Origin of the sequence: Vibrio sp. MM46 (assembly GCF_027587135.1) — a bacterium.
GTDB classification, from domain to species: Bacteria; Pseudomonadota; Gammaproteobacteria; order Enterobacterales; family Vibrionaceae; genus Vibrio; species Vibrio harveyi.
Map to the genome: position 1 here is coordinate 51799 of NZ_JAPPTO010000009.1, position 23642 is coordinate 75440.

Consider the following 23642-nt stretch of genomic DNA (forward strand, 5'->3'; position numbering starts at 1 on the left):
CGCTGCCTTTGAGCTGGTGTTGTTGGAATGTTTTTATCCACTAGTTCTGACGTTAAACCGAACCATTTTGGTGCATCTTCGCGGTATAATGGTTTGTTTTGCTGCCGTTTATTTGCGGCTTTTTATTGATTTTAATGCTCTGTAGCACGTCAAAGTGATACAGTGTAAGCATTACTGATAATTATTTGCATTGAGTGCTTGGCTTGCGTATAACTGCGTTCAAACAAAAACGTACGTAAACACAACAATGTCTGAGCAGTTTTTTCCGCAACTCTTCCATTACTCAAAGGAAGTCACGCCATTCTTACATGGCAGTATTGGTGAGATTGGTGCTAGTGCAATCCATATCGATAACGACATCAATCCAATTGTACAATCACTCTACCAATCGCTTTCTCAAGCGCATCCTGAAGCGGGTAAAGCCTATTGGCTAACTCGAACATGGGACCTGCTTTGTTGGCAGCCTATGTATGTGGCATTCATTTCGATCTATGGATTTCACACTTTGCCAAATCTACGGGGGATGGGGCAATACGTGCAGCAAGGGTTTGTCACGGGTTACCGCTTTGCTGATGAACAGCATATTCATGGTGAAATTGAAGAACTGATTGTCGAAGCTGGTAAGCAAATACGCGCACTTTATGACTTCTATCAAATTCAAATGAGTGATTGGACTCGCATACGCCCGGGCTTTACTCATCAATTGATGTCTGATGGTGTGATGGCATGCTTGATTCGACTCCAGCAACATTTTCCTCAATTTAGTGACGAGCTCATTCACCAGCATGCCAAGTTGTGGTTGGAAGCGCTTGGGTTAAGTTCTGAAAATACATCATCCCTGTACGCTTTTTCAGACGAGCGTCCTTTGAAATTAGTCCGAAAAAGCTGCTGTTTAGTCTACAAATGTGAAGGGCGAAAACTGTGCGAAGATTGCCCTCGAACAGAGGAAAATAAGCAACTCGTCAAATCTCGAAGTGTCGCAAGGTAACAAACGTATAACATATGTAACAGTGCTCGATCTATGATTGAGAATGAGTATTATTGTCGACTCTGTAATTTATAAAAAGATAAAGACAATGATAAAAAGGAAGTTTTCTTTAAATCTCATCATGCTTGCGATGAGCAGTGGCTATGCAATTCAAGCGCTTGCAGAAGAATCTAACATAAGCGAACAAAGTAATGCGGATGAACAAGTAGTGGTGGTTGGCAGTGTTATGCCTAAGTCCATTTCAGACATTCCAGGTACGGTTTGGTTCGTTGATCAAGAGCAGATCGCTCAACAATACCGAGCAGGAAAAAACCTTGGTGACATCTTATCGGCAACGATTCCGTCATTAGACGTTGGTACGGGTGGTCGAACTAACTACGCGCAGAACCTCCGTGGGCGTGCAATGTTGGTTATGATCGATGGGGTGTCATTGCAATCCTCACGCCCAATCAGTCGTCAACTCGACGCGATTGACCCATTCAATATTGAACGTATTGAGGTGTTATCCGGTGCGACATCGATATACGGTGCCGGCGCAACGGGTGGTGTGATAAATATTGTCACAAAGAAAGCGACGTCAGATGAACTTGCATTTGAATCTTACGTGAGCGGTACGACCGGTTTTAATGGTGGTGACGATTTTGATTATAAGGTTGCCCAATCTGTCTCTGGCGGAAACGACAAAGTAAGTGCGCGTGGTTCGGTGGTGTACGGCGAAACTCAGGGTTTCTATGATGGCAATGGTGACATTGTCACGCCGGACATCTCACAAGGTTCACTGCAGTACAATTCAACGCTTGATGTGATGGGCTCTGCGGAGATTCAAACGTCAGATGAAAGCCAACTTAGCCTAGTTGCGCAATACTATGATAGTCAACAAGACTCGCCTTATGGTCTGTACATTGTGGGGCGCGATTTCGTCGATGTACGTAAAGGATTTGAATCTGACCGCCAACACGGCACAGAACGTGTTCTTCTTAGTGCAAGTTACAGCCATGAGTCTGTATTAGGTCATCAATTGATTGGTGAGTTGTCCTATCGAAGTGAAGACCAAACTTTCACACCATATTTCCAAAGTGCTTCTCAGCAAGAAACAGAGGTTTTTGCTGGGCGTCTGGCGTTAGCGAAGAATTGGAACGATTTTAATCTTATCTATGGTATTGATGCTTATCTTGATCGTTTCGACAGTAACCAAGCACTCTTCGATTCGACGATTGCTAATAATTCTGGAAACTTGATAAACAAGACGTATGCACAAGTTGGTCGTTACCCTGGTGTAGACGTGTCTTCTTACGCATTGTTTATTCAAGGGGACTACCAAATTACTTCGGATTGGTCTGTACAAGCAGGTTATCGCCATCAATACATGGATAACAAAATTGATGACTTTGTCGCTTATAGTGTGCAGAAGAAGATTGCTGCAGGAGCGGGAACGTCGGCTGATTCAGTACCAGGTGGCAGTACAGATTACTCAGTTAACCTATTCAACCTTGGCACTATCTATCGGTTGAATGATGAGTCGCAAGTTTGGGCAAACTTCTCCCAAGGTTTCCAATTGGCGGACCCAGCGAAATACTATGGTCAGGGCAGTTACGATGCAGTAGATGCAAATGGTCATTACGCACTAAAGGACAGCATCAATGTATCTGATTCTAAATTGTCAGGCATTAAAACGGACAGTTACGAAATTGGTTACCGTTTAGATAAGGAAGCGTTGTCTCTTCAAGCAGCGGGTTATTACTCGTTGTCAGATAACTCAATCAAATACGACCGTAAAACTTTGCTGATTACCAGTGTGGATGACGAGCAACGTGTGTATGGTGCGGAAGCAAACATCAACTACTGGGTAACCAGTGATATTCTTGTTGGTGCTTCCGGTCATTATGTCGTATCTGAATTGAAGACCAATGGTAAATGGGAAGATTTGAGTGCTGGTAAGGCAAGTACATCTAAAGCGAACGCTTGGGCAGCATGGTACCAAAACGATTACTCTGTGCGTCTACAAAGCCAAACTATGTTCGATTACGAAGATGATGCGAACAACAAGTTAGATGGATACACAACATTTGATTTGCTAGGCAGCGTGATACTGCCTGTTGGTCAATTAGGATTCGGAATCCAAAACCTGTTTAACGAGGATTACACCACGGTGTGGGGACAACGTGCGCAAATCCTATACGCAACTCACTATGAGTCTGCTGCTTATGACTATAAGGGAAGAGGTCGTACGTTCACGCTTAACTACAGCCTTGAGTACTAAAAGTCCGTATCTGAGATACAAATAAGCACGTTAAATTTGGATAAAAAAAGCCGCGTTATGCGGCTTTTCTTTTATGCTTCGTCTGTTGCTTGAGTTTCTTCAGTGGCTTGTGAAGTTTGCTCATTAGCTTGCTGTTCCGCTTCCATCTTCGCGCGTTCTGCTTTTGAGATGTAGCGAGGCTTATTGCTCTTATGAAGCTTTGCATTTTGTTTTTTCTGCTTCGCTTTTAAAATCGAATTAATTTTCTTCTTGCGGTTCATGGTGTTGGTCCTTTAATTTAGCGGGGCAGGATAGTGATTTTTCCGCCAAGTTACAACCCTAATGGATTCCCTATGAAAACACTTACTACCAAGCGCCTCACACTGCGTCTTGTCAGTGTAGAAGATGCGCCGTTTATTTTAGAACTCTACAACCAACCAGACTTTTATCGTTTCGTCGGTGACAAACAAATTCGAACCCTAGAAGAAGCCAAGCGTTACATCCAAGATAACATGTTAAGAATGCAGGAACTTAAGGGGGTCAGTTTGCTGGTGGTTGAAACCAACCATGATAAACAACCAGTTGGCATTTGTGGTTTGGTTAAACGCGATACATTAACAGCGTTTGATATTGGTTACGGTTATCTGCCTAGCGCTTATGGCAAAGGTTACGCGAAAGAAGCCGCAAGTGTCGTCGTGGATTTTGCTCGTGAGGAAATGAATATAGAAAACTTGGTCGCTATCACCAATAATGACAATATTCGCAGTATAAGTTTGCTAGAAAAATTGGGTTTTCAGTTTGAACGCGTTGAGCAGACTTACGATAATGGTCGAACTTTACAGCTCTATACGAAGGAGTTGTAACCAGATAAGTAACTAAGGTCCTTTTAGTTAAAGCCTTATTGTTAAGGTCTCTGGGTTATACCAAGTAACCTGAGATACTAGGTTCAGCGTGAATGACTTGGTTTTTTAGTCAAACAAATGGCTACGTCAAACAACTTGGAAAGAGCTTGCTATTACACGGCGTAGTTTTCCTTGCTCTCGAATCAATGACAGGGCTCTGAATCCTGCATCTTGAAGTCACTTGGGTATGAAGCTGTTTTAGTTAGAGGAAAAAAATGAGCGACATTTTGTTAGGTAAACTCGCCACTGAATTTAAAACCGTTAAGGCGATGGTCGAGGTTTACTGTAAAGACCACCATGGCACAAAAGGTGAGCTATGCGCGGAATGTCGCGAATTGTTAGAATATGCGGAAGTTCGGCTTGATCGTTGTCCTTACGGAGAAGACAAGCCGACTTGCAATAAATGCCCAATACATTGCTACAAACCCGACCCTAAAGAGCAAATGCGTTTAGTGATGCGTTATTCAGGACCGAGAATGTTACTCAAGCATCCGATCTTAGCGATTCGGCACTTGGTGCATGAGAAGCGTGAGGTTCCAAATAAACCAGCTGCAAATGTGTCGAATCGCCACAAACGAATGAGTGCAGAACGCGAAGCCAAGAAGCCTAGTTAAAAACGTACTAAGAAGTCGTAACAACGGTGAGATTCTTGATCCAATACTTTTGCGTGTATCGACGATAACACAGTGCCAATTTCACTACTTCTTCTGCGATCATTAGTGCGTAAACGTATTTAAACTCCCAACTTGAGACGAACGCGGCGACGGCGCACAAAGGCAATCCAGTCATCCACATCGCGATAAAGTCCATGCGTAAACAAAAGACGTTATCGCCACCCGCTCGAATAATGCCGTTTATGATGATCATGTTTAGCATGCGGAGCCAAATCGCGCTACATAAAATCACGACTGCGGGTGCCGCGAGTGGGTAAAGTTCTGGGTTATCTAGGTTCAATGCTGCAATGATTAACTCTCGATTTAGTAGCAGTAATGCACCAATCGAAATACCAAACACAAACACCGCTTTAATGAAGAAGCTTGCCATGTGCTGAGCTTGCTCAAAGGCATCACGCCCTAACGACTGCCCAATCATCACTGAACACGCAACAGAGATTCCAAAAAAGATGGAATAACACAGAGATTCGAATGGACCTAACATGCTAAACACCGCGAGTTCTGTCGTGCCCATGTGACCAAAAATCATTTGATACACCATCGTACCAATGGCCCAAAGTAGCGCGCCTAAGGTCATTGGTAATGCCAAACGGCGATAAGAGAGCCACAAAGAGGGGCGTTCAACCCCTTCTTTTACTTCCAATAACCAATGTTTACGCCAACGCATATAGCCAATCATGGCTAGCACTTGGAATAAGCGAGAAATCGTCGTCGCTAATGCCGCACCTGCAACACCCATTGCAGGTATACCTAGCCCGCCTTTAATGAGCCAAAAGTTCAGAGCGATATTGAGCACAATAGTCATTGCTCCCATTAATAGCGGAGTGACGGTGTCACCAGACGATCGCATGCTGGCTTCTAATACAATAATGATGTGAGTCAGTAGCAACACAGGGAACGCATACCAAAGGTAGGTAGAACCAAGGTCAATGACTTGAATATCGCTGGTTTGCAGGCGCATGATCACTTCGCTGCCAACTGTGATAATTAGAGTGACAGGAATAAGCACCTTTAGACCAAAACGAATCGCAATACCGGTGACGGTTTTTGCACTTACGGCATCGTCTCGTCCCCAATATTGCGCAACAAGTGTGCCATTTGCAGATGCTAAACCTGCCATGATCATAATGGCGACAAAATGCCATTTTGATGCAATTCCCACAGCCGCGGTTGCTTCTTTACCAAAATCGCTAACCATGAGAACATCGGCTAAGGCAAGTATTGCTACCAAAGCACTCTGGATGGCGACAGGAAAACCCAAACGGACAATCTGCTTAAGTAGCCCGTTATATAAAGGGTTAGCACTATTTTTGATACCAATGTTGTTTGCCATAGTCACTCCTCAAATTTTGAGAGGAATATAAAGCGTATAGGAAAGGAAATACATGTGTGAAAAACCACAAAAGCTGTGCAAATCCGTCATTGAGCAATTTGCAACCAAAACGGAATGGCAAGATGACGTGTACTTGGCTCCTGCATGTAAGGAACGCTTTCTCACTTTGACAGAGATTCCTGAGTGGCATCGTGCAGACATTTTTATGGCAGGCTTGGCTGAGTTACGTGATGGTTATCATGTCGAAAGAAACAAAGTTGGTGTGCATACTTTGTTGTTTACGGTTGAAGGTGGTGGCGTTCTGATAACCCCCGATTCTGTCAAAGAGATAGAACCTTATACGCTGACCATTTTGCCTGTCGATACGTGCTTTCGGTTTGAAATGAATCCTGACAAAGATCATTGGAAAATGGTTTGGCTACTACCTCAGAATGCAGGTTCTTGGCGGCATCTGTCGGATCTTGGTCAGACGGTCATGCCTTTCCAAGGTTCAGAGCAAATTTGGGCGTTAATGACCTTGCTCTACAATGAGATAGGCGGTCGTACTGGTTTTCGTCAGTTATTGATCAGCGAAGTACAACGTTTAGTCAAAAGCGTCGAAACGCCTATCAGTAGCTCGCTTTCTCGCGTTCAAACATTATTTAATGAAGTGGAAGGGCAACTGCACCTACCTTGGACGGTCGCCGAGATGGCAAAGCGATGTTTTATAAGTGAAGAGCAGTTTAACCGACTGTCCAAACAATTATTCAACATGAGTCCGAGGAGCAAGTTAATTGAGCTTCGCATGCACAAAGCGGCGGACTTATTACAGTATCCAGCTTGGTCGGTTGTCATGATAGCAAACCGATTGGGTTATCGTGATCCTTACAACTTCACGCACCGATTTAAAAAGTTCTACGGCAGTTCGCCAACACGTTATCGCAAGAAATTATTGGAGAATCAAAACTAATGAGCCGCTTTAATTCCCCAATGATTTAAAGAGTAGAGTATTTCAGAAACAAAAAAACGAGGGCATGAACCCTCGTTTCTTTTGTCTGGTTGGGACAGGTTAAAAATTACAAACCTGCCGCCATTTGGTGCTTGGATTTAGTTGCTGCGATTAGCATGTAAATGCAAGTTGCAAGTAATGCTGCAAATAAGTAGCCCAACAAACCGTGCATTTGACCCATAAATTTATCAGCAACCACTGGACCTGCTACTGAACCCACGCTGTAGCTAAACAACATGACTTGCGTTGCAGACACGATGAAACGCTCGTCTAAGCCTTCACAACCTAGGTTAATCGCAATTGGGTATAGAGCAAATGTAGCCATGCCCAATAGGAACAACGCCACTGCCAACACCACCGCTGACGAAGAAATGAAAGTCAGTCCGATAGAGAAAATGCCAAGGATGCAGAAGAACGCCATTAGTACAGTACGTGCCATGTACTTGTTTAAGGTTGTCACCATAGGTTGAACCAACATACCGCCCAGAATCACTAACGCCATCAAAGTCCCAATGTCTTGGTGGCTGATTTTACGGTTTGCGAGCTCTACTGGCATCAGACCGTAAATTGCTCCCAGAGTAAGACCTGAAACAACACAACCAATGATTGCAGCGTGGCTTAGTTTAGAAATCTGTTTGAACGACAGTGCAGTAGACTCATGGCTGTTTGGTTGCTCACAGTCGATAAATAGTAGCACTAGCATCGCCATCAAGATCAGTGTCGTGATGGCAACAAAAGGGACGCCACCACTTACGCCAAGAATGCCAATGCCAAATTGACCAAGCGCAGAACCGCCGTACAAAGAAAGCATGTATAGACTCAAACGTTTAGCGCGTGAGGATTCATCGCCAGACATTAGCCATGATTCTACGATGACGAATACGCCCGCTACTGCGATGCCCGCAATAAAGCGTGCAAATAGCCATACCATACCATTAGGAATAATCGGCAAAACGATGATTGTCAGAGAAAAGGCTGCCAAGCTACCGACAAACGCTTTACGGTGTCCAACGCTGCGAACGATTCGCTCAAAGAACATGGCGCCAAACAATAGACCGCCATAGAACACACTCGCCAACCAACTCGCGTAATCAGCAGAGATGTTGTATTCACCAAGCATGAGAGGGATCAAGCTCATCAAATAGCCTGATGCCACTGCATAAAGAGACAGTGCTACGACAGGAACTGTGACTCGTGGTGATGCTGCAGGAATGGCTGTGTTTTCCAATGTTTTGCGCCTATAAGTTAAGTAAAAATCAGGGGTTATTTGGCGCGAATATGAGGCTAATTAATAGGCAAGTAAAATGATATATTTGAGTCGTTTCGACAAAAGTTATTTATCGAAATTCTATGAGGAAATGCTGCATAAAAACGCCAGCCCGAGAGCGAGGCTGGCGACTGGGTTTATTTGTTAAGTGCTTGATTTAGCCACTGATCGAATTGAGTTTTTGGTAATGCTCCGTTGATCATGTCAACGCGTTGTCCATTCTTAAATACCATGATGGTAGGGATACTACGAATACCGAATTGAGCCGCCAATTGTTGTTGAGCCTCAGTATCAATCTTGACAAAACGAGCGTTTCCGGTCTGTTCTTGTGCGACATCCGAGAAAACAGGAGCAAAACCAACACATGGATTGCACCATGGTGCCCAGAAATCAACCACGACTGGAGTGTCACTCTCTAGTAGTGCTGAGAAGTTATCGATGGTGCCTTCTACAGGCGCACCATCAAATAAAGCGTTCTTACATTTACCGCAACTTGCAGCTTCTGCAACTCGCTCATTAGGGACACGATTTAAACCGCCACAAGACGGGCAACGAGTTTTAAACGATGACATGACTTCTTCCTTTATGACAACTTGATGAAAACATGACTTACCAGTCTGCTTCATAATTTGTATACTTATTTTTTAGCCTGCCGAAATACGATATGACAGGTTTGTATTTGGACCCGAACAGGTTCTAAGAAATTTCATTAAAATACAACAATAAATAGGTCTGCGATGACAAATTACTACGCTGAAATTACTGGCTGGGGAAAATGCCTTCCACCAGCTTCGCTCTCTAACGACGACCTTAGCACTTTCCTTGAAACTTCAGATGAATGGATTCGCACCCGTACTGGTATTGAAAACCGTCGCATTAGCCACGTAAATACGTCGGACATGGCAACGGTAGCTGCGCAACATGCGATGGCTCGTGCTGGCGTGGAAGCGAGTGACATCGACCTTATCATTGTTGCGACATGCTCTCCTGATTCTCTTATTCCAAACATTGCCTCTAAGGTGCAACAAAACCTTGGTATTCGCTCTGCTGCCGCGTTCGATTTAAACGCGGCGTGTACGGGTTTTGTCTACGGTCTTGAAACTGGTACGCGTTTGATCCAGTCGGGCAACTACCGTAATGCGATCATCATTGGTGCGGAACGTCTTTCTTTCTACATCGACTGGGCAATGCGTGATACGGCAGTATTGTTCGGTGATGGCGCTGGTGCAGTCGTTCTGACACGTACAGAGCAAGAAACGGGTCTTCTGCAATCACAAATTGGTTGTGATGCAAAAGGGCGAGACATTCTCTCTGTTCCTAAGTTTGGTACATGCATGGACCGCTTCGCTGAAGACAACGGTTATTGGGATTTCAACTTTGTTGGTCAAGAGATCTTTAAACGCGCAGTTAAAGGCATGGGGCTGGCTGCGAAAACGGTTCTGAAAGCTTCAGAGTTAACTACAGATCAAATCGACGTGGTAATCCCGCACCAAGCGAACATCCGTATCATCCAAACGCTGTGTGACCTTTCTGGTATCCCACAAGAAAAAGCGTTCGTGAATATTCAAAACTACGGAAATACATCAGCAGCAACAGTGCCAATCGCATTGTGTGAAGCTCTTGAGCAAGGTCGCGTGAAGCCAGGTGATAACATGTTATTGGCTGCATTTGGCGCTGGTTTGACATGGGGCGCTGCTGTGTTGAAATGGGGTGACCGCGTAACGCCAATTGGCGAAAGTGAAGCGGCATTACCAGAAAGCGACAAGACCGCATTAGAACTTCTAGAGCGTGCAATCAAGCTATGTAATGAACGACCACGCAGCGAAGACGCTTAAATGAGATATCAAACTCAATAAATGAAAGGGAGCATAATGCTCCCTTTTTTGCGTACTGGATTGCAGCAGTTATGACATAAAGCCAAGGTTAGAGGAAGGGAAGTTGCGTATATTTGGGAACACGTAATCCATTGCTGTCCCATCAGTAATGCCCATCCATTGAGCTAAGGTTGCACCTACTTGATCAGTGCCGATTCTTGGAATCAAACGCCCTTTAGAGTAATCATCTTCACCACCTAGTATCAATTCGGGCCAAGTTCCAATTGGTTGAGAACCATTTACCGCGCCTCCCATCACAAATTGATGTCCACCCCAGCCATGGTCGGTACCATTGCCATTATTTGTCATGCGTCGCCCAAAGTCAGACATGGTAAATGTAGTGACATTGTCACGCATTCCAAGTGCATCAATAGCGCGATACATAGCGAACAGGTTAGTCGCCAAGTCTTCTAGCAATGCAGGATGTTTTGAAAGCTGTGAATCATGAACGTCGTAACCGGTATGTTTAACAAAGAACACTTGTCGTTGTTGGTTTAATTGGCTCTGGCTTGCGATAAGCTTGTAAACCGTCTGCATCTGTTTCCCTAGCGTTGTAGAGGTAAAAAGTGGCGCATTGTCGACGTTATGCAGTTGCTCAGCTAACACACCACTCATGGTCATTGATTCATCCACCATGAGATTAAAATGTCCGCTGAATGGATTATCGGGAGAAGTGGCTAACAACTGATCGTACACTTCTTTGTAAAGCGGGTTTCCAATCGCACTCAACTGGACGGCGCGGTCCTTTTTCAAAACTGTTTGCCTATGTTCAAGTGAGCGCAACCATAAGGAGTCACCATGAACACTGTAGAGTGGAGTAATCTCAGACGTTCGTCCCATTATGTCGAGCATACGTCCTGCCCAACCAAGGTTTGAAAACGTATCCATACCGCCACGCATCAGAGTTTTGGTCTGCGAGTTGTGAGAAAAGAGTTGATCCGGTAAGGGCACTTCGCCAGACTCGATCATCTGCTTTGACATTGGCTGTTCAAGTACGCCACTGTTCAGGACGACCGTCGCATCGCCATTTTCAAAGACCTCCGCTAATCGAGCCAACTTAGGGTGCATCCCCAAAGGCACGTCATTTCCTCGATTATCTTTGGCGTTTAAGCCAATCGGAATGACGGTATTTTTTGCGACCGATAACTTACCGCGCACGCTGGCATATTGATCATAATGAAAGTCGGAGAGTGGCAAGAAGGTATTGATTGCATCGTTACCGCCATCCATATAAACACAGATCAAAGCACGGAAGTCATTGCTCGGTGTTGCGAGTGCGTAGCCTGATAAGCCGACAGAAGCAAAAGCACCCAAAGAAGCGGTACCTTTCATAAAGTTGCGTCGTGAGAGTTTCATAATCCGCTCCTAATCTTGAATGTAGAATTCGCTGCCCGAAATTGCTGTGAAAATCACTAAAGCAAGTTTGGTTTTCGGTACGTAACTGGTTTGGTAATTATCGAGCACCTCAATCATGAGTTGTTTTAGCTCTGGTGAAGCGGTTCCAGCAAAGAAACGCATGTCGACACGATCAACTAAAGCGTTATGGTCATCGAGGAGTTGATAAAGTTCATCCATATTGAGCGTGTAAGTCGATTCGGAACCTTTGCGCACGCTATAAAGCATGAAGTTCACCAGTTCGGTGTATACCGACCAATCAAACAGTTCATATTCCGGTGCAACTAAACCATTAAAGACAAAGTCTTTTGACGGCTGATAATCAGGAGAGTAGAAGTTGAACACGGATGGAGAGCGCAATGGTCCTTGATTCGCGATATTCATCAAGGATACTGCGTTGTCGTAACGTGCCGCTGTCAGAGTAAAACCAGCAGCGCGATGGAAATTAGTGATGACCAAGATTGGCTCTTTAACTTTAATTGGTTGGTTCGATGTCAATCCTCGCGCTTCGTCGTCGAGAAGAATCGCTTTAATTACCGCGCGCAAATCGCCTTTCACGCCCTTGCCATTGTTATTGAACGTACTAGCAACGCGAGCAATGTACTCTGGCGTTGGGTTTGAGGTGACAAATCGCTGAATGAGCAATTTAGAAACAAAAGGGGCGATGTTGTCATGAGCCATTAAGATATCAATGACAAGTTCGAGCTCTTCTTCTGCATCTAAACCAGCAGGGATAGTGGACCCAAGCACGACTTTCTCGTTGGTATCATGAAGGCTGTTTACCACTCGCATTGGTAACACAAAGTCGACATCCGACTTATTCCAGCCAGTTAGAGCTCGAGCGAGTTCTTGAATATCGTTTTGTGAATAGGTAGCAAGAGGTTGCCCGGTGTCATGATTAAACTTAACACTGCCATCGAGGTTGAGTTGATATAACCCAATAGTGAAGAGCTGCATCAGCTCGCGAGCAAAATTTTCGTCAGGTAGTGCGCCGGTTGTTGGGTTTTCTTTCGTACTCCCCATCATAGATAGGTAATTTCCCATTGCAGGGTGTTTAGCCGCTTTGAGCAACAAATCCTTATAGTTGCCAAACGCATTCTCAACGAGTAAGTCGTAATAGCTGACTAGTCCGGTTGGCTTGCTCGATAAGAAACCGCCATTTTTTGAGACCACCAGAATCTGACTTAATGCAAACGCCATTCTCTGACGCAGTTGATCTTCGGAGGTTAAAACAATTTGATACCAAGCGTTTTCTCTATTTGCTTGGGCTCCTTTGCTGAAAGGAGTGAAGTAAAGATCACTGTGATAGGTGGGTGGGAGAAGTATTTGTTCTGTAATCCACGTGTCATAACTGGTTTGGTTTATCTGGTCTATCAAAGCAGGAGTTGGACCAAATGTCGTTTGATATAAAAATCGTGCGGTCGCTTGGTCAGGGTCGTCTTCGTCAGCCGACACTGGTCCGACAAAGAACAGCAGCATGGCAACAAAGCCCAATACCCAACAAGAAATTTCATTTTGCTTCTGACGTTTCATCGTTAACTCTCTTACCCAAAGGAACGACTTAAATCCATTTAACGGGAGTAATGAAGCTCTTAATGAGCTAATTAATAAATTCAGTTAAATCAAGCAGCTGCAGAACGGATTATAGACGGTAAAAATCACTATCAAAGTTATTAATTGCAGAAAATAGTCTTGCTGAAGGTTAATTTTTAATGAGAAAAAATAATAAGTGACTGAATAATCGGTGAGCAATGTGATGTGAGCTATCTCAAATAAAATATGAAACTTTTTTGAATTCATACTTTGAGAACGAGAACGTTTGAGTCAGCTTTGACCGAAAAGTGCAAATTGATATAACACTTAGTTGTGGTTTTATGAGCTTTTAAAGAAATTTTGAATAAGAAATGAAACCATCAAGCGTGACGAGTTAAACCGTTCACGAAAGGTGAGGGTTTTATGTGTTCTGTGTATTTATACAGTGGTGCGCTGTAACCGTAGTTTCTTGGGTTTAATAATAGAAACCACTCTACGATGAGGATCTGTTGCTCTTTCGCGGTTAAATTTTGTTCGGATTGGAACGCCTAGTCATTCTAAGCAAATATTCCTAAACAAAGCATAAAACGACTTTCGCCGGGAGCGACTAACCGAACCCTTCGGGCAGCGTTTGTTGGTCATTTGTATTGCGTTATCAACTTCTCGTGTAGGCTAGCTACACAGCAAAGTCTTTGCCTTGTAAAAGTAACCAACAATTCGCTACAAAAATCAGTTCGAAAGGTTAACAGAGCCTAAAAAAGAGTGGTTTTATTGGATCTCGTGAGACTATTTTCTTGCTAGCTTATGGTGCGCGCGGGAGAAATGATCGGCACAGAAAGCACCAACAATAGAAAGCTCACCCGCTAAACACAGACCAGCTGCCACTTCTGCCAACGCTTTCGCTTTGCCATTTCCATGCAAGCCAAGTATATCCAAACACGCTTTCTGAGTTGGTAAGCCAGTACCGCCGCCAACAGTTCCAACCATGATGTTTGGTAAAGTTACGGAGGCATATAGATTGCCGTTAGAATCCACATCCATTCGAGTAATACCAACTGCTGATTCTGCAACGCAAGCCGCGTCTTGTCCGCATGCGATGTACAAAGCGGTGAGGGCATTGGCATAGTGCGCATTAATACCGATAGTGCCGCTTAGTAATCCACCGACCGTATTCATCTTGCCAAATTTCACCATGGCATCTGGTGTCGTGTGCAGGTATTTCTCAACCAATGCCGCAGGGATTGTAACCTCAGCGGATACTTTTTTACCGCGGACTGAACGCAACGTGTGTGCGTTGGCTTTTTTATCACCAGATAAGTTGCCATCTAGGTAAGCATCAAGCGGAGTGACTGGACTGTGTTCAAGAATGTAATGGAATACTTTGTGCGTCGCGATGGTCACCATGTTCTGACCAGACGCGTCGCCCGTCACGTATTCAAACACGAGGTAAACATGATTGCCCTCAATGTTAACGTTGATGTCTTTGAGTTTGCCGTGTGTAGTGGTTGATTCCGCTTCTTTACGGAAGATATCGTATTGAGTCACTACCCAACTGACGAACTGCGCTGCTTCTGCAAGTGATTGGAAACCAAACACGGGAGTACGGCTCACACCTTCGCTGATCAAAAGGGTACTCGCACCACCAGCAGCAGTAATTAAGTTTGCTCCGCGGTTGTAAGACGCCACCAATGCAGCTTCCGTTGTTGCAAGTGGTACTAAATAGTCGTCGCTTGCGTACAGACCGTTAATACGCAAAGGACCTGCAACACCAACAGGAACGTTTACCGTGCCAATAAAGTGCTCAATGTTGTTGGCGTATTGGTGGTAATGCGATTGCGTGAAAGGATCTAAGAGAAGATCTTTGTCTGTCATCGATTCCAGCACGTTCCAACGGCGTTGAATGTGCTTCTCCGTCAGACCTGCACTGAGGCAAAGTTTCTTTTCTGGCTTGTGGTATTTCGGTTCTAATGCCGATTGTACTTTTTCGCAGGTTCCATTCTCAGAAAGTGCAGAGCTTTTCCTTGCGCTGTCTAAATTTAATTTCGGCATACAAACGTTTCTTTATTCATTTGGTTTGGAATTGTAGTGATACAAAACGTGATTACAATCCCGTGTATACGTTTTGCAACAAAAGGCTGCTCAGCTTCAAATTGAACAATGCGCGGCTTGAGCGGAATATTGCTTGATATCGATCAGATAACAAATAAGGAATACGATGGGGTATTAATATAACGCATTGAAAATACGGCATTATAAAGCATGCATAACGTCGACGTAGGAAGGTAAGAAACGGGCAAGTCGGTAAATTCTTCCTATTGTAAAGATTGTGCAAAGTGGATGAATTACTCTAATTTGAGACTTCAAAATGATTGGATTGAAATGTGTTTGAGTGGCGCAAAATGGTAAATAACTTGGTTTGCGCCACGGCATAATAGCCCCACGTTTTCAATTGAGGGTAACGTATGATTGTTTACTTTCGAGTTCAGGACGTAGAAGTGCTGTGTGATGAGATAGACCTCGCAACACTGATGCAAGCCAAGCTCAAGCAATTACCAAGTACCAAGCCTCAAATGGACTGAGCAGTATAACGTCACGAAGTGCTGGATGCGTTCAGCGCAATAGACTGTTTATACACTTTAGGAGATAACCCGGACACTCTTTTAAAGGCGCGCGAAAAGTGCGAAATACTGGTGTAGCCAAGTTGATTGGATATATAAGTGAGAGAGTGTCCTTCTTCCATCAATTCGCAAGAAACAGAGAACATCAATGACTCCTTAATATGTCGAAAAGAAGTCCCTTCATTCTTTAACTTTCTTTGAAAGGTTCGAACAGAATAGCTCAGCAATTGAGCCGCTTCTTCTATCGACAAATTACGCTCTCGCACATAAGGGCGCAGGAGTTCAAACACGCTATCGGTAAAACTCGTATGCCACTGAATCTGACTTGGTTCAGTGCCTAACTGTGAGTCTGATATTTGAATGGGTACGTTAAGAATGTCATCGGGAATGTAAACACCAGTCTTCTCTTGACCTACGAATATCTGGCACTGGCTAGGTACAACACTTTTTACGATGTCACTGTTGCTTCCTTGTAGGCGAACCTTGCTTGGATGCCAAGTGGTTTTGGTCAAAATGCTGATGAGTTCCGTGATGTAAATAACAGCAAATGCTTCAGACCAGTCCGCAATTTGTGTGTCTTTTTGTTCAGAGAAACGACAGAACCAAGCGTGACCATGATGGGTTTCGAAACAAACGTTACTGCCGGGGGAGTCTAAACTGAATATCTCATCAATGTGTTGCATTGATTCACCGATGGTTTGAAACGACACAAACTGATGCAGGACATTAGGTATAACGCGGCGGCGGAAGACCAACACTAATAAATCGGTAAATTTTGTAATGCCGAGTTGAGAAGAAGTTAAATGAATCAAACGCTTTATCGATTCAGATGGGATGTAGTCACTCTCGGTCTGGAATAAGTCCGCAGGCAAACCGGCATCACTGAGCAATTTGTGTTTGTCCAAGCCATAGTCGGCAAAGACCTCGACCAGAATACGAGCATAGTTAGTCTGAATAACGGGTAGATGAAATGTTTGATTTGGCATCAAGCGAATACTCCATGTATGCCCAAGTGACCTTCAACCAATCTTAGCGCATAACGCACGGTTTTTGATATAGCTCGCTATTTATTCTTCAATTAATGGCAGGTTGGACAGGACGGTATATTCTTAAAATGTTCAATCTATTCAATGGCAAGGGGATAACATGTCCGAGAACGAAAACGAGAAACAGCCAACGGAAGTGGCGGAAAACAAAGAGACGAATAAAAAAGACAAAGTAAAGACGGTCACCAACCATCTGCTTTTATTTATTGTTGTCATGCTCGGCTTCAGCATTGTGTCAGATCGCATCATTCCAGTGACCGACAATGCACGTGTTAAAGGTTATATCGTGCCAATAAAGCCTCAGGTTTCTGGCAATGTCCTCAATATTAATGTTCGTCCGAACCAACTTGTTGAAGAAGGCGATGAGCTCGCCGTTCTCGATAAATCTGACTATGAAATCGCGGTAAAGCAAGCCGAAGAGAATCTTGAAATCGCAGGGCAAAACGTTGGCGCGCAAACCGCATCAATCGCTTCGGCTCAAGCAAGGTTAACGTCTGCGATTGTTGAACGCCAAAACACTGAAGCGCAAGCCAACCGTGTTCTTGCCATGGCAGAGAAAGGTGTGGTTTCTAAATCGGATGCAGACAAAGCCAGAGCATCATTGGCAACGGCGAGAGCAAACGTAGTAAATGCAGAAGCGGATCTTGAAAAAGCGAAACAACAACTTGGCGCAGAAGGTGAAGAAAACAGCCAAGTCAAAGCAGCATTGCTGGCACTTGAGCAAGCTCAACTGAACTTAGAACGTACTGTGATTCGTGCGCCAACTCAAGGTGGTGTTTCGAACTTCAGTTTGACCGAAGGCTTCTACGCTTCAGCCGGTCAGCCAATCATGACGTTTGTGTCGACAGAAGACATTTGGATTGAAGCGTACTTCCGTGAAAACAGCTTAGGCAACGTTAGCATTGGTGACGAAGTAGAAATCGCCCTCGATTTTGTTCCCGGCAAAGTCATCAAAGGTAAAGTGAGCAGCATCGACTGGGGTGTCGATTGGGGACAAAACCAACAAGCGGGTAAGCTGGCGCAAGCCAACCAACAAACAGGCTGGTTACGCCAAACGCAAATGCTACCAATCGCTATCGAGTTTGATCGTGAAGAGGTAACAGGAATGCTACGTGTTGGCGGTCAAGCAGACGTGATTGTTTACAGCGGTGACAACTTCGTGTTCAACACCCTCGGCAAACTTTGGATTCGTCTACTGAGCGTACTGTCTTATGTCCGATAATCTGAGCATTGATAACGCAACTCAACGCCGGATTCTGCGCTTCACCATTGGTGTAGGTCTGGCGGTGTTTCTCGCTGCTTGGATTAATTGGCAACTGGCGTTTGTCGCGCCGGTATTTACCGCGAAGTTCTTGGTCGATAAGCCAAACCTTCATAGAGAAACGATTTACGAGTTGCTGCTGGCATTGATTGCCACTATGGGATTGGGGTTGCTTCTTTCAGGAGGCATTACTCAGTACCCAATTGTTCTACTGATTGCCGTCGGTTTGATGATGGCATGGGGTTACTACTTGTTTACTGACCCCAAATGGAATCTGTTCGCGACCATTTTGTTGATTGCGGTGTTGATGTTGCCGTTTATGGCAATTAATAACCCTGCGATTTCTGTAGTGCTCGCGAGTGGCTTGGCGATTTCTGGTGCGGTATCGGTGGCTATTTTTGCTCTGGTTCATATTTATCTACCAGAGCCTGACAGTGAGTTCGCGGGTTATGCGGCTCCACCAATTGGTAAAGAACAACGTTGGCATGCGTCATTTCGAGCCATGTTGATTTCGTTTCCTGTGGTGTGCTTCTTCTTTGTCTTTCAGATTTCAGAAGCGCTGCTCACCATGATGTTTGTCGCGTTGCTGTCTTTGATGATTACGTCAGAGAAGTCAGTCAAATTAAGCGCGTTCTTAATCATCAGTAACGGTATCGGCGGGATACTTGCCATCTTGGCTTTCTCGATTCTCGCCATTGTGCCAAGCATATTCTTTTACACCGCCTTTATTGCGTTATTGGCGGTATTGATAGGGAAGAAGATTTACACCGTGCCAGAGAAGGCACCGATATTCGCCACGGCGTTCAGTACCTTGCTTGTCTTGATCGGCAGCACGCTAATGAGCTCCGGAGATATCGACAGCAATACATTTATCCGAATCTTCCAATTGGTGTTGGTCGGGACGTACATGATCCTCGCATCACTCTTTTTGGAAACCCGACAATGGAAGTTTTTGCAAACATAACACTTAACAGACAGTGAAAAGGTAACGCTATGAAAGCTTCAAATGATTTCTCTAAACAGGCGATAGACGCCGCTATCAAGATCGGAGCCGTAGCGTTACTGATCTGGTGGTGTTTCTCTATCCTCAGTCCATTCATTATGTTGGTCGTGTGGGGCGGTATTATTGCCATCGCGCTCTACCCAGTCATGATGTCCCTTCACAATCGGTTAGGTATCTCAAAAGGTAAGGCGAGTGCGCTCCTCAGTACTATCGGTGTGCTGTTACTTTTAATCCCACTTATCGCGCTCTCATCCGGTCTATATACCAGTGGTACCGAGGTCGTCACTGGGCTGCAAGACGGCACCTTAGTTGTACCTAAGCCACAAGAAAGCTTAAAAGAGATCCCTGTCGTGGGCGACAAGCTGTTCGTTGCGATTAACTATGCATCGACCAACATGGAAGGCTTCTTGGTTAAGTATGGCGAGCAAGTGAAAGGCTTCCTTTCTCAAGCAGCATCTATTGTTGGCTCGGTAAGTGGTGGTTTCATCCAGTTCATTATTTCGACCATGATTGCAGGTGCGTTCATGAGCAATGCTGAAGTTTGCCAAAAAGGTTTTACCAAGCTAGCAGACCGCCTTACCAACAAGAAAGGCGAAGCGTTGATTGATCTTTCAAAATCGACCGTTCGCAGTGTCGTTCAAGGTGTGATTGGCGTTGCACTGATTCAATCTGTCATGGCGGGTGTTGGTATGGTCGCAGTTGGCGTTCCTGCTGCTGCGCTTTGGATGGTTGCTGTGATTCTGATTGCGATTGTTCAGTTGCCTCCGATTCTGGCATTGATTCCTGCGATTATTTACGTGTTTAGCGTCGAATCAACACTGGTTGCTGGCATCTTCTTAGTTTGGTGTATTTTGGTGAGCGCGAGTGATGCGGTACTGAAACCAGTGCTTCTAAGCCGTGGCTCTGACACACCGATGCTTGTAACACTGTTGGGTGCACTGGGTGGTATGGCAATGTCTGGTATCGTAGGTCTGTTTGTTGGTGCTGTGGTATTGAGCCTGACTTACCAGTTGATGGTGAACTGGTTAGATGAAGATGACACTGAAGCAAACAAAGCACTGAGCATGGACCAAAAAGCGAAGGAGGAAGACAAAGCAGAGGTGGCATCATGAAACCGATGACCAGGGAAGATAACTTTTACTTTTTGTTCTTTGCACTTATTGCGTTATTTTTTGGCTGTGCCGTGATGCATCAGTTTTATCCAGATGGGCAGGAGTTTGTTCTTGCTCTTTTGGTGGTGACGCTAGGCGCTTCGATTGCAGGCATCAACAAGAAGAACAAATCCAATCGTACATGGTATGGCGTGTTACTGATTGTGGCCGTCATCTCCTATGGTATGTCGTTTTTAGAGCATTTAGATCTGTCCATTTTGACGCTAGGTGCATTACTGGTTTTCTTGTTTTCACATATATACTCGGCGCTAAAGCAGGTGGTTTTGACCAAGTCTGTCACGACAAACCACATCATCGGTTCGATTTGTATCTATCTGCTACTGGGGCTTGCGTGGGCGGTGATTTACTTGTTGGTGCTGGAGTTTTTCCCAAGCTCTTTCACCGGATTAGAAGCAAAACCTTGGCTGTCGAACTTGTTTAATGCTTTGTACTTTAGCTTTATCACATTAACGACAGTGGGCTATGGTGACATTTCACCGACGGTTCCAGTGGCTCAATTCTTCGTTTTCTTTGAAGCGATAGTCGGGAGCTTTTACTTAGCCATCATGGTGGCAAGTCTGGTGAGCATTCGTTTGGCTCAAGCACAGAGTTAGCAAACAAATGAATGGTCTGAATGGCGGAGCGGAAAAGTCTCCGCCATTTTTATTTTAAGAGAAAATGAACTTAGCCATTAAATGCACGAGCAACGCGACCTTCACAACGGATTGTGTAGCTACCCACATAAGCAGGAATGAAAGCCGATTGCCCTTTACCAAGCACTAAGGTTTCGCCGCTTTTTGCAAGAAGCGTTACGTCTGCATCGATCGGCATTAAGATTTCCGCACTGCTCATCTCAACTTGTTGATCTTTTGGCTCTTGGAACACAGAGAATTTGAAGTCTTGTACAGGAACAGGGAAGTAATGCTCACACCCTTTGATTTCTGCTTTGGTTAGCAGCGTGTTCATCGGTTTTGGAATAAAGTCGGTACACTTAACCAGTTCTTCCACATCCATGTGTTTTGGTGTTAAACCAGCGCGAAGTACGTTGTCTGAGTTCGCCATGATTTCCAGACCGGTGCCTTTAATGTAAGCATGAGGTGTTCTTGCGCTTAAGAACATGGCTTCACCGGGTTTAAGCGTAATAACATTCAGCAGTAAAGGGGCAAACAAACCCACGTCATTCGGGTACTGCGTAGCAAGGTCTAAAATCAATTCGCACACAGGGCGTACTAGGTTGGCTGCTGCGTAACTTAATAAGTGATCCACTGCGTTAGCCTTGCGTGCTTCTTCCATGGAAAGAATCTCTACGAAGAACTGACACAACCCATCTTGGTTGGGATTGCGCTCAAGTTGTTCTAAGTAGCCGTTGATTTCAGGAATGTCACACAGGCGGAACTCAGCGATGATTTCATCAAATGGACGAAAGCCGTTCATTGCTTGATATTCCGTTAGGGCGTAAACCAGTTCTGGCTTGTGGTTGGCATCTTTGTAATTCCGATTGAATGCACTCAGCGGTACACCTAGTTGTTGTTCTTTTGCATAACCGATCTCAGCATCTTGCTTGTTTGGGTGCACTTGAATTGACAAGGCTTTATCTGCTGCAAGAATCTTGAAAAGGAAAGGTAGGTCACCAAAGGCGTCTGCCGTACTTTGGGATAGAAACGCTGACGGGTCCTGATTGATCAATTCTGATAATGAAACAGTTGTACTCGAAGCAGCAGTACTTCCCTGTTTAACGATAGAGCAACCATTCGGATGCGTGCCCATCCAAACCTCGGCTTGAGGTTGTTGAGCTTCGTTAGCAAAGCCAAATAAATCGTGGATAGACGTGCGGCTTCCCCAGTCGTAGTTTTGGATCTTATTGTCCATTTTGAAGAAGCATTTTGATGAAATAGTATTCGAATTCATGAATTTTACCCGTAGAAAACCCTCCGAACTGAATCGGAAGCAAAAAATAGTGGAGATTGGGCGGGTGAGCGGTTAACTCACCCTAAGAGGTGTAGAAGTCGCTTCTACAATCAGGTGTCTACAACCTAAGTTTGGGAGCGAGCGGCTTTCTTGAAGGTTGAGCCTGTAAGAACGGTAACAACAGCAAGCCAATAACGGCTGCGCATACCGAGATGGTGATAAAGAATCCAGTCCAGCTGTATTCTTCAAGAATCAATGCTAATGGGTAGCCAGAAAGTGCGGCACCCATGTAAGCAAACAAACCAACAAAGCCCGTTGCTGCACCAGCGGAATCTTTGTGTGAACATTCCGCTGCTGCCATTCCAATCAACATTTGTGGACCAAATACGAAGAAACCAATCGAGAATAACCCAGCAGCTTGGAATGCGAAGTTGGTTAATGGCATCAACCACAGTGCGGCGACAGATAGGAATATGCCTGCGGCAAACAAGAGGTTCATTGGACCTCGGTTACCACCGAACAGTTTATCCGATCCCCAACCAGCCACTAGAGAACCAACAAAGCCACCGATTTCAAACATCGACAATGCTGCGTTGGCATTGATTAGACTGTAGTGGTGTTGTTCTGTCAGGTACAAATTCCCCCAGTCATTGATGGCGGTGCGCACGATGTAAACCAGTACATAGCTAAATGCGAGCAACCAAATGTACTTGTTGTTGAACACGTATTGTTTGAGGATTTCTTTATAACTCAGACCTTGCCCGTGATTTTCTTGCGCCAGTTCTAACTTGTCATCACGCCATTGACCAACCGTTGGCAGTCCTTGAGTGGTCGGTTTATCGCGTAAGCGCCAACAAACAATGACACCAAGAATGACGCCGATAACGCCCGGTACGATAAAGCCTTCTCGCCAGCTGTAATGGAATGTAAGAAATCCAACGAGTAGGGGAATTAAAGCGCCGCCTACGTTATGGGCGGTGTTCCAAATTGCCCACAAGAAACCACGTTCTGAGCGCGAATACCACGTCGTAAGTAACTTAGAGCACGAAGGCCAGCCCCAACCTTGGAACCAAGCGTTCATCACCCAAAGAGCAGCGAGTGCAACCAAAGAGCTAGAGAAGCCAAACGTGATATTGATAAGGCCCGTCGCGATTAAACCGACACCCATGAAAAAGCGAGGGTTAGAACGGTCAGATATGGTGCCCGAGATAAACTTCGATAAACCATAGGTGATGTAAAAAAGCGTACCAATCATACCGATGTCGGCTTTATCTAAACCTAAATCAGCAATCATCGCGGGTGCAGCGTAGTTAAACGTTTTACGAGTGAAGTAAAAGCCCGCATAACCAAGATACATACCCAGCATGATGTGTAGACGCCAATAGCGATAGCGTTCATCCACTTGGTCTTTGCTAAGGGGAGCTTGGTTGTAGCTCGGAGACTGAAATAATCCAAACATGCT

The 23642-nt window shown here is 44.8% G+C and carries 20 protein-coding genes; 10 read left to right on the plus strand and 10 right to left on the minus strand.

Annotated elements, in window-relative coordinates:
• Positions 1-247 precede the first annotated feature (247 nt).
• Positions 248-988 carry a siderophore ferric iron reductase gene (locus OH459_RS11875; protein WP_199450747.1) on the plus strand — a complete coding sequence of 247 codons (741 nt, stop codon included), beginning with the start codon at positions 248-250 and terminating at the stop codon, positions 986-988.
• Positions 989-1076: 88 nt separating this feature from the next.
• On the plus strand, positions 1077-3248 hold the full coding sequence (locus tag OH459_RS11880) for a TonB-dependent receptor (protein ID WP_269986913.1): 2172 nt from the start codon (positions 1077-1079) through the stop codon (positions 3246-3248).
• Between the two features lie 71 nt (positions 3249-3319).
• Here OH459_RS11880 and OH459_RS11885 read toward each other — a convergent pair whose 3' ends face one another.
• Positions 3320-3508 carry a DUF2986 domain-containing protein gene (locus OH459_RS11885; RefSeq protein WP_005446933.1) on the minus strand — a complete coding sequence of 63 codons (189 nt, stop codon included), beginning with the start codon at positions 3506-3508 and terminating at the stop codon, positions 3320-3322.
• Positions 3509-3580: 72 nt separating this feature from the next.
• On the opposite strand from OH459_RS11885, the gene OH459_RS11890 reads away from it, so the two are divergent.
• Positions 3581-4090, plus strand: a complete 510-nt coding sequence (locus OH459_RS11890) for a GNAT family N-acetyltransferase (protein ID WP_017819651.1) — start codon at positions 3581-3583, stop codon at positions 4088-4090.
• A gap of 254 nt (positions 4091-4344) precedes the next feature.
• The gene (locus tag OH459_RS11895; RefSeq protein WP_269986917.1) at positions 4345-4743 is read left to right on the plus strand and encodes a nitrous oxide-stimulated promoter family protein; all 399 of its coding nucleotides are present in this window, start codon (positions 4345-4347) and stop codon (positions 4741-4743) included.
• A 7-nt stretch (positions 4744-4750) separates the two neighbouring features.
• On the opposite strand, the gene OH459_RS11900 is transcribed toward OH459_RS11895, so the two are convergent.
• Positions 4751-6136 (minus strand): MATE family efflux transporter, encoded by a 1386-nt coding sequence (locus OH459_RS11900; protein ID WP_269986918.1) that lies wholly within the window; start codon positions 6134-6136, stop codon positions 4751-4753.
• Between the two features lie 52 nt (positions 6137-6188).
• On the opposite strand from OH459_RS11900, the gene OH459_RS11905 reads away from it, so the two are divergent.
• Entirely contained in the window at positions 6189-7085 is an 897-nt protein-coding gene (locus OH459_RS11905) for a helix-turn-helix domain-containing protein (protein ID WP_029789304.1), read from the plus strand.
• A 106-nt stretch (positions 7086-7191) separates the two neighbouring features.
• Here OH459_RS11905 and OH459_RS11910 read toward each other — a convergent pair whose 3' ends face one another.
• A complete protein-coding gene (locus tag OH459_RS11910) occupies positions 7192-8352 on the minus strand; it encodes an MFS transporter (RefSeq protein WP_005446927.1) in 1161 nt (386 codons plus the stop codon).
• 176 nt (positions 8353-8528) lie between these two features.
• Positions 8529-8963, minus strand: coding sequence for a thioredoxin TrxC (gene trxC, locus OH459_RS11915; protein ID WP_005446926.1), 435 nt, complete (start codon positions 8961-8963; stop codon positions 8529-8531).
• Positions 8964-9128: 165 nt separating this feature from the next.
• On the opposite strand from trxC, the gene OH459_RS11920 reads away from it, so the two are divergent.
• Positions 9129-10226: a ketoacyl-ACP synthase III gene (locus tag OH459_RS11920; protein WP_017189083.1), complete on the plus strand. Its 1098-nt coding sequence runs from the start codon at positions 9129-9131 to the stop codon at positions 10224-10226.
• A gap of 69 nt (positions 10227-10295) precedes the next feature.
• Here OH459_RS11920 and OH459_RS11925 read toward each other — a convergent pair whose 3' ends face one another.
• The 4 genes from OH459_RS11925 to OH459_RS11940 form a co-directional block, all read right to left on the minus strand.
• On the minus strand, positions 10296-11621 hold the full coding sequence (locus OH459_RS11925; RefSeq protein ID WP_269986921.1) for a DUF1501 domain-containing protein: 1326 nt from the start codon (positions 11619-11621) through the stop codon (positions 10296-10298).
• A 9-nt stretch (positions 11622-11630) separates the two neighbouring features.
• Positions 11631-13193 (minus strand): DUF1800 domain-containing protein, encoded by a 1563-nt coding sequence (locus OH459_RS11930; protein WP_269986923.1) that lies wholly within the window; start codon positions 13191-13193, stop codon positions 11631-11633.
• Positions 13194-13979: 786 nt separating this feature from the next.
• Positions 13980-15242, minus strand: coding sequence for a hydroxymethylglutaryl-CoA reductase (locus tag OH459_RS11935; protein ID WP_017189080.1), 1263 nt, complete (start codon positions 15240-15242; stop codon positions 13980-13982).
• Between the two features lie 541 nt (positions 15243-15783).
• Positions 15784-16797, minus strand: a complete 1014-nt coding sequence (locus OH459_RS11940; RefSeq protein ID WP_045487499.1) for a helix-turn-helix domain-containing protein — start codon at positions 16795-16797, stop codon at positions 15784-15786.
• A 160-nt stretch (positions 16798-16957) separates the two neighbouring features.
• Between OH459_RS11940 and OH459_RS11945 the strand changes: the two genes are divergently transcribed.
• Genes OH459_RS11945 through OH459_RS11960 form a run of 4 tightly spaced genes read left to right on the plus strand, consistent with a single transcriptional unit; the run spans position 16958 to position 20886 of the window.
• Positions 16958-18079: an HlyD family secretion protein gene (locus OH459_RS11945; RefSeq protein ID WP_269986927.1), complete on the plus strand. Its 1122-nt coding sequence runs from the start codon at positions 16958-16960 to the stop codon at positions 18077-18079.
• Positions 18069-19082, plus strand: coding sequence for a DUF2955 domain-containing protein (locus OH459_RS11950; protein ID WP_017189078.1), 1014 nt, complete (start codon positions 18069-18071; stop codon positions 19080-19082). The genes OH459_RS11945 and OH459_RS11950 overlap by 11 nt, the downstream gene beginning before the upstream one ends.
• Positions 19083-19111: 29 nt before the next feature.
• Positions 19112-20233 carry an AI-2E family transporter gene (locus tag OH459_RS11955; protein WP_009701207.1) on the plus strand — a complete coding sequence of 374 codons (1122 nt, stop codon included), beginning with the start codon at positions 19112-19114 and terminating at the stop codon, positions 20231-20233.
• Positions 20230-20886, plus strand: a complete 657-nt coding sequence (locus OH459_RS11960; RefSeq protein ID WP_005446913.1) for a potassium channel family protein — start codon at positions 20230-20232, stop codon at positions 20884-20886. The genes OH459_RS11955 and OH459_RS11960 overlap by 4 nt, the downstream gene beginning before the upstream one ends.
• Positions 20887-20956: 70 nt before the next feature.
• Here the strand turns inward: OH459_RS11960 and manA are convergent, their stop codons facing one another.
• Positions 20957-22180: a mannose-6-phosphate isomerase, class I gene (manA, locus tag OH459_RS11965; RefSeq protein ID WP_269986931.1), complete on the minus strand. Its 1224-nt coding sequence runs from the start codon at positions 22178-22180 to the stop codon at positions 20957-20959.
• 118 nt (positions 22181-22298) lie between these two features.
• Positions 22299-23639, minus strand: a complete 1341-nt coding sequence (locus tag OH459_RS11970) for an MFS transporter (protein ID WP_050906999.1) — start codon at positions 23637-23639, stop codon at positions 22299-22301.
• Positions 23640-23642 lie beyond the last annotated feature (3 nt).

Coding starts and splice junctions, on each gene's coding strand:
- OH459_RS11875 (WP_199450747.1), top strand. CDS start 248: ATGTCTGAGCAGTTTTTTCCGCAACTCTTCCATTACTCAAAGGAAGTC.
- OH459_RS11880 (WP_269986913.1), top strand. CDS start 1,077: ATGATAAAAAGGAAGTTTTCTTTAAATCTCATCATGCTTGCGATGAGC.
- OH459_RS11885 (WP_005446933.1), bottom strand. CDS start 3,508: ATGAACCGCAAGAAGAAAATTAATTCGATTTTAAAAGCGAAGCAGAAA.
- OH459_RS11890 (WP_017819651.1), top strand. CDS start 3,581: ATGAAAACACTTACTACCAAGCGCCTCACACTGCGTCTTGTCAGTGTA.
- OH459_RS11895 (WP_269986917.1), top strand. CDS start 4,345: ATGAGCGACATTTTGTTAGGTAAACTCGCCACTGAATTTAAAACCGTT.
- OH459_RS11900 (WP_269986918.1), bottom strand. CDS start 6,136: ATGGCAAACAACATTGGTATCAAAAATAGTGCTAACCCTTTATATAAC.
- OH459_RS11905 (WP_029789304.1), top strand. CDS start 6,189: ATGTGTGAAAAACCACAAAAGCTGTGCAAATCCGTCATTGAGCAATTT.
- trxC (WP_005446926.1), bottom strand. CDS start 8,963: ATGTCATCGTTTAAAACTCGTTGCCCGTCTTGTGGCGGTTTAAATCGT.
- OH459_RS11920 (WP_017189083.1), top strand. CDS start 9,129: ATGACAAATTACTACGCTGAAATTACTGGCTGGGGAAAATGCCTTCCA.
- OH459_RS11925 (WP_269986921.1), bottom strand. CDS start 11,621: ATGAAACTCTCACGACGCAACTTTATGAAAGGTACCGCTTCTTTGGGT.
- OH459_RS11930 (WP_269986923.1), bottom strand. CDS start 13,193: ATGAAACGTCAGAAGCAAAATGAAATTTCTTGTTGGGTATTGGGCTTT.
- OH459_RS11935 (WP_017189080.1), bottom strand. CDS start 15,242: ATGCCGAAATTAAATTTAGACAGCGCAAGGAAAAGCTCTGCACTTTCT.
- OH459_RS11940 (WP_045487499.1), bottom strand. CDS start 16,797: ATGCCAAATCAAACATTTCATCTACCCGTTATTCAGACTAACTATGCT.
- OH459_RS11945 (WP_269986927.1), top strand. CDS start 16,958: ATGTCCGAGAACGAAAACGAGAAACAGCCAACGGAAGTGGCGGAAAAC.
- OH459_RS11950 (WP_017189078.1), top strand. CDS start 18,069: ATGTCCGATAATCTGAGCATTGATAACGCAACTCAACGCCGGATTCTG.
- OH459_RS11955 (WP_009701207.1), top strand. CDS start 19,112: ATGAAAGCTTCAAATGATTTCTCTAAACAGGCGATAGACGCCGCTATC.
- OH459_RS11960 (WP_005446913.1), top strand. CDS start 20,230: ATGAAACCGATGACCAGGGAAGATAACTTTTACTTTTTGTTCTTTGCA.
- manA (WP_269986931.1), bottom strand. CDS start 22,180: ATGAATTCGAATACTATTTCATCAAAATGCTTCTTCAAAATGGACAAT.
- OH459_RS11970 (WP_050906999.1), bottom strand. CDS start 23,639: ATGTTTGGATTATTTCAGTCTCCGAGCTACAACCAAGCTCCCCTTAGC.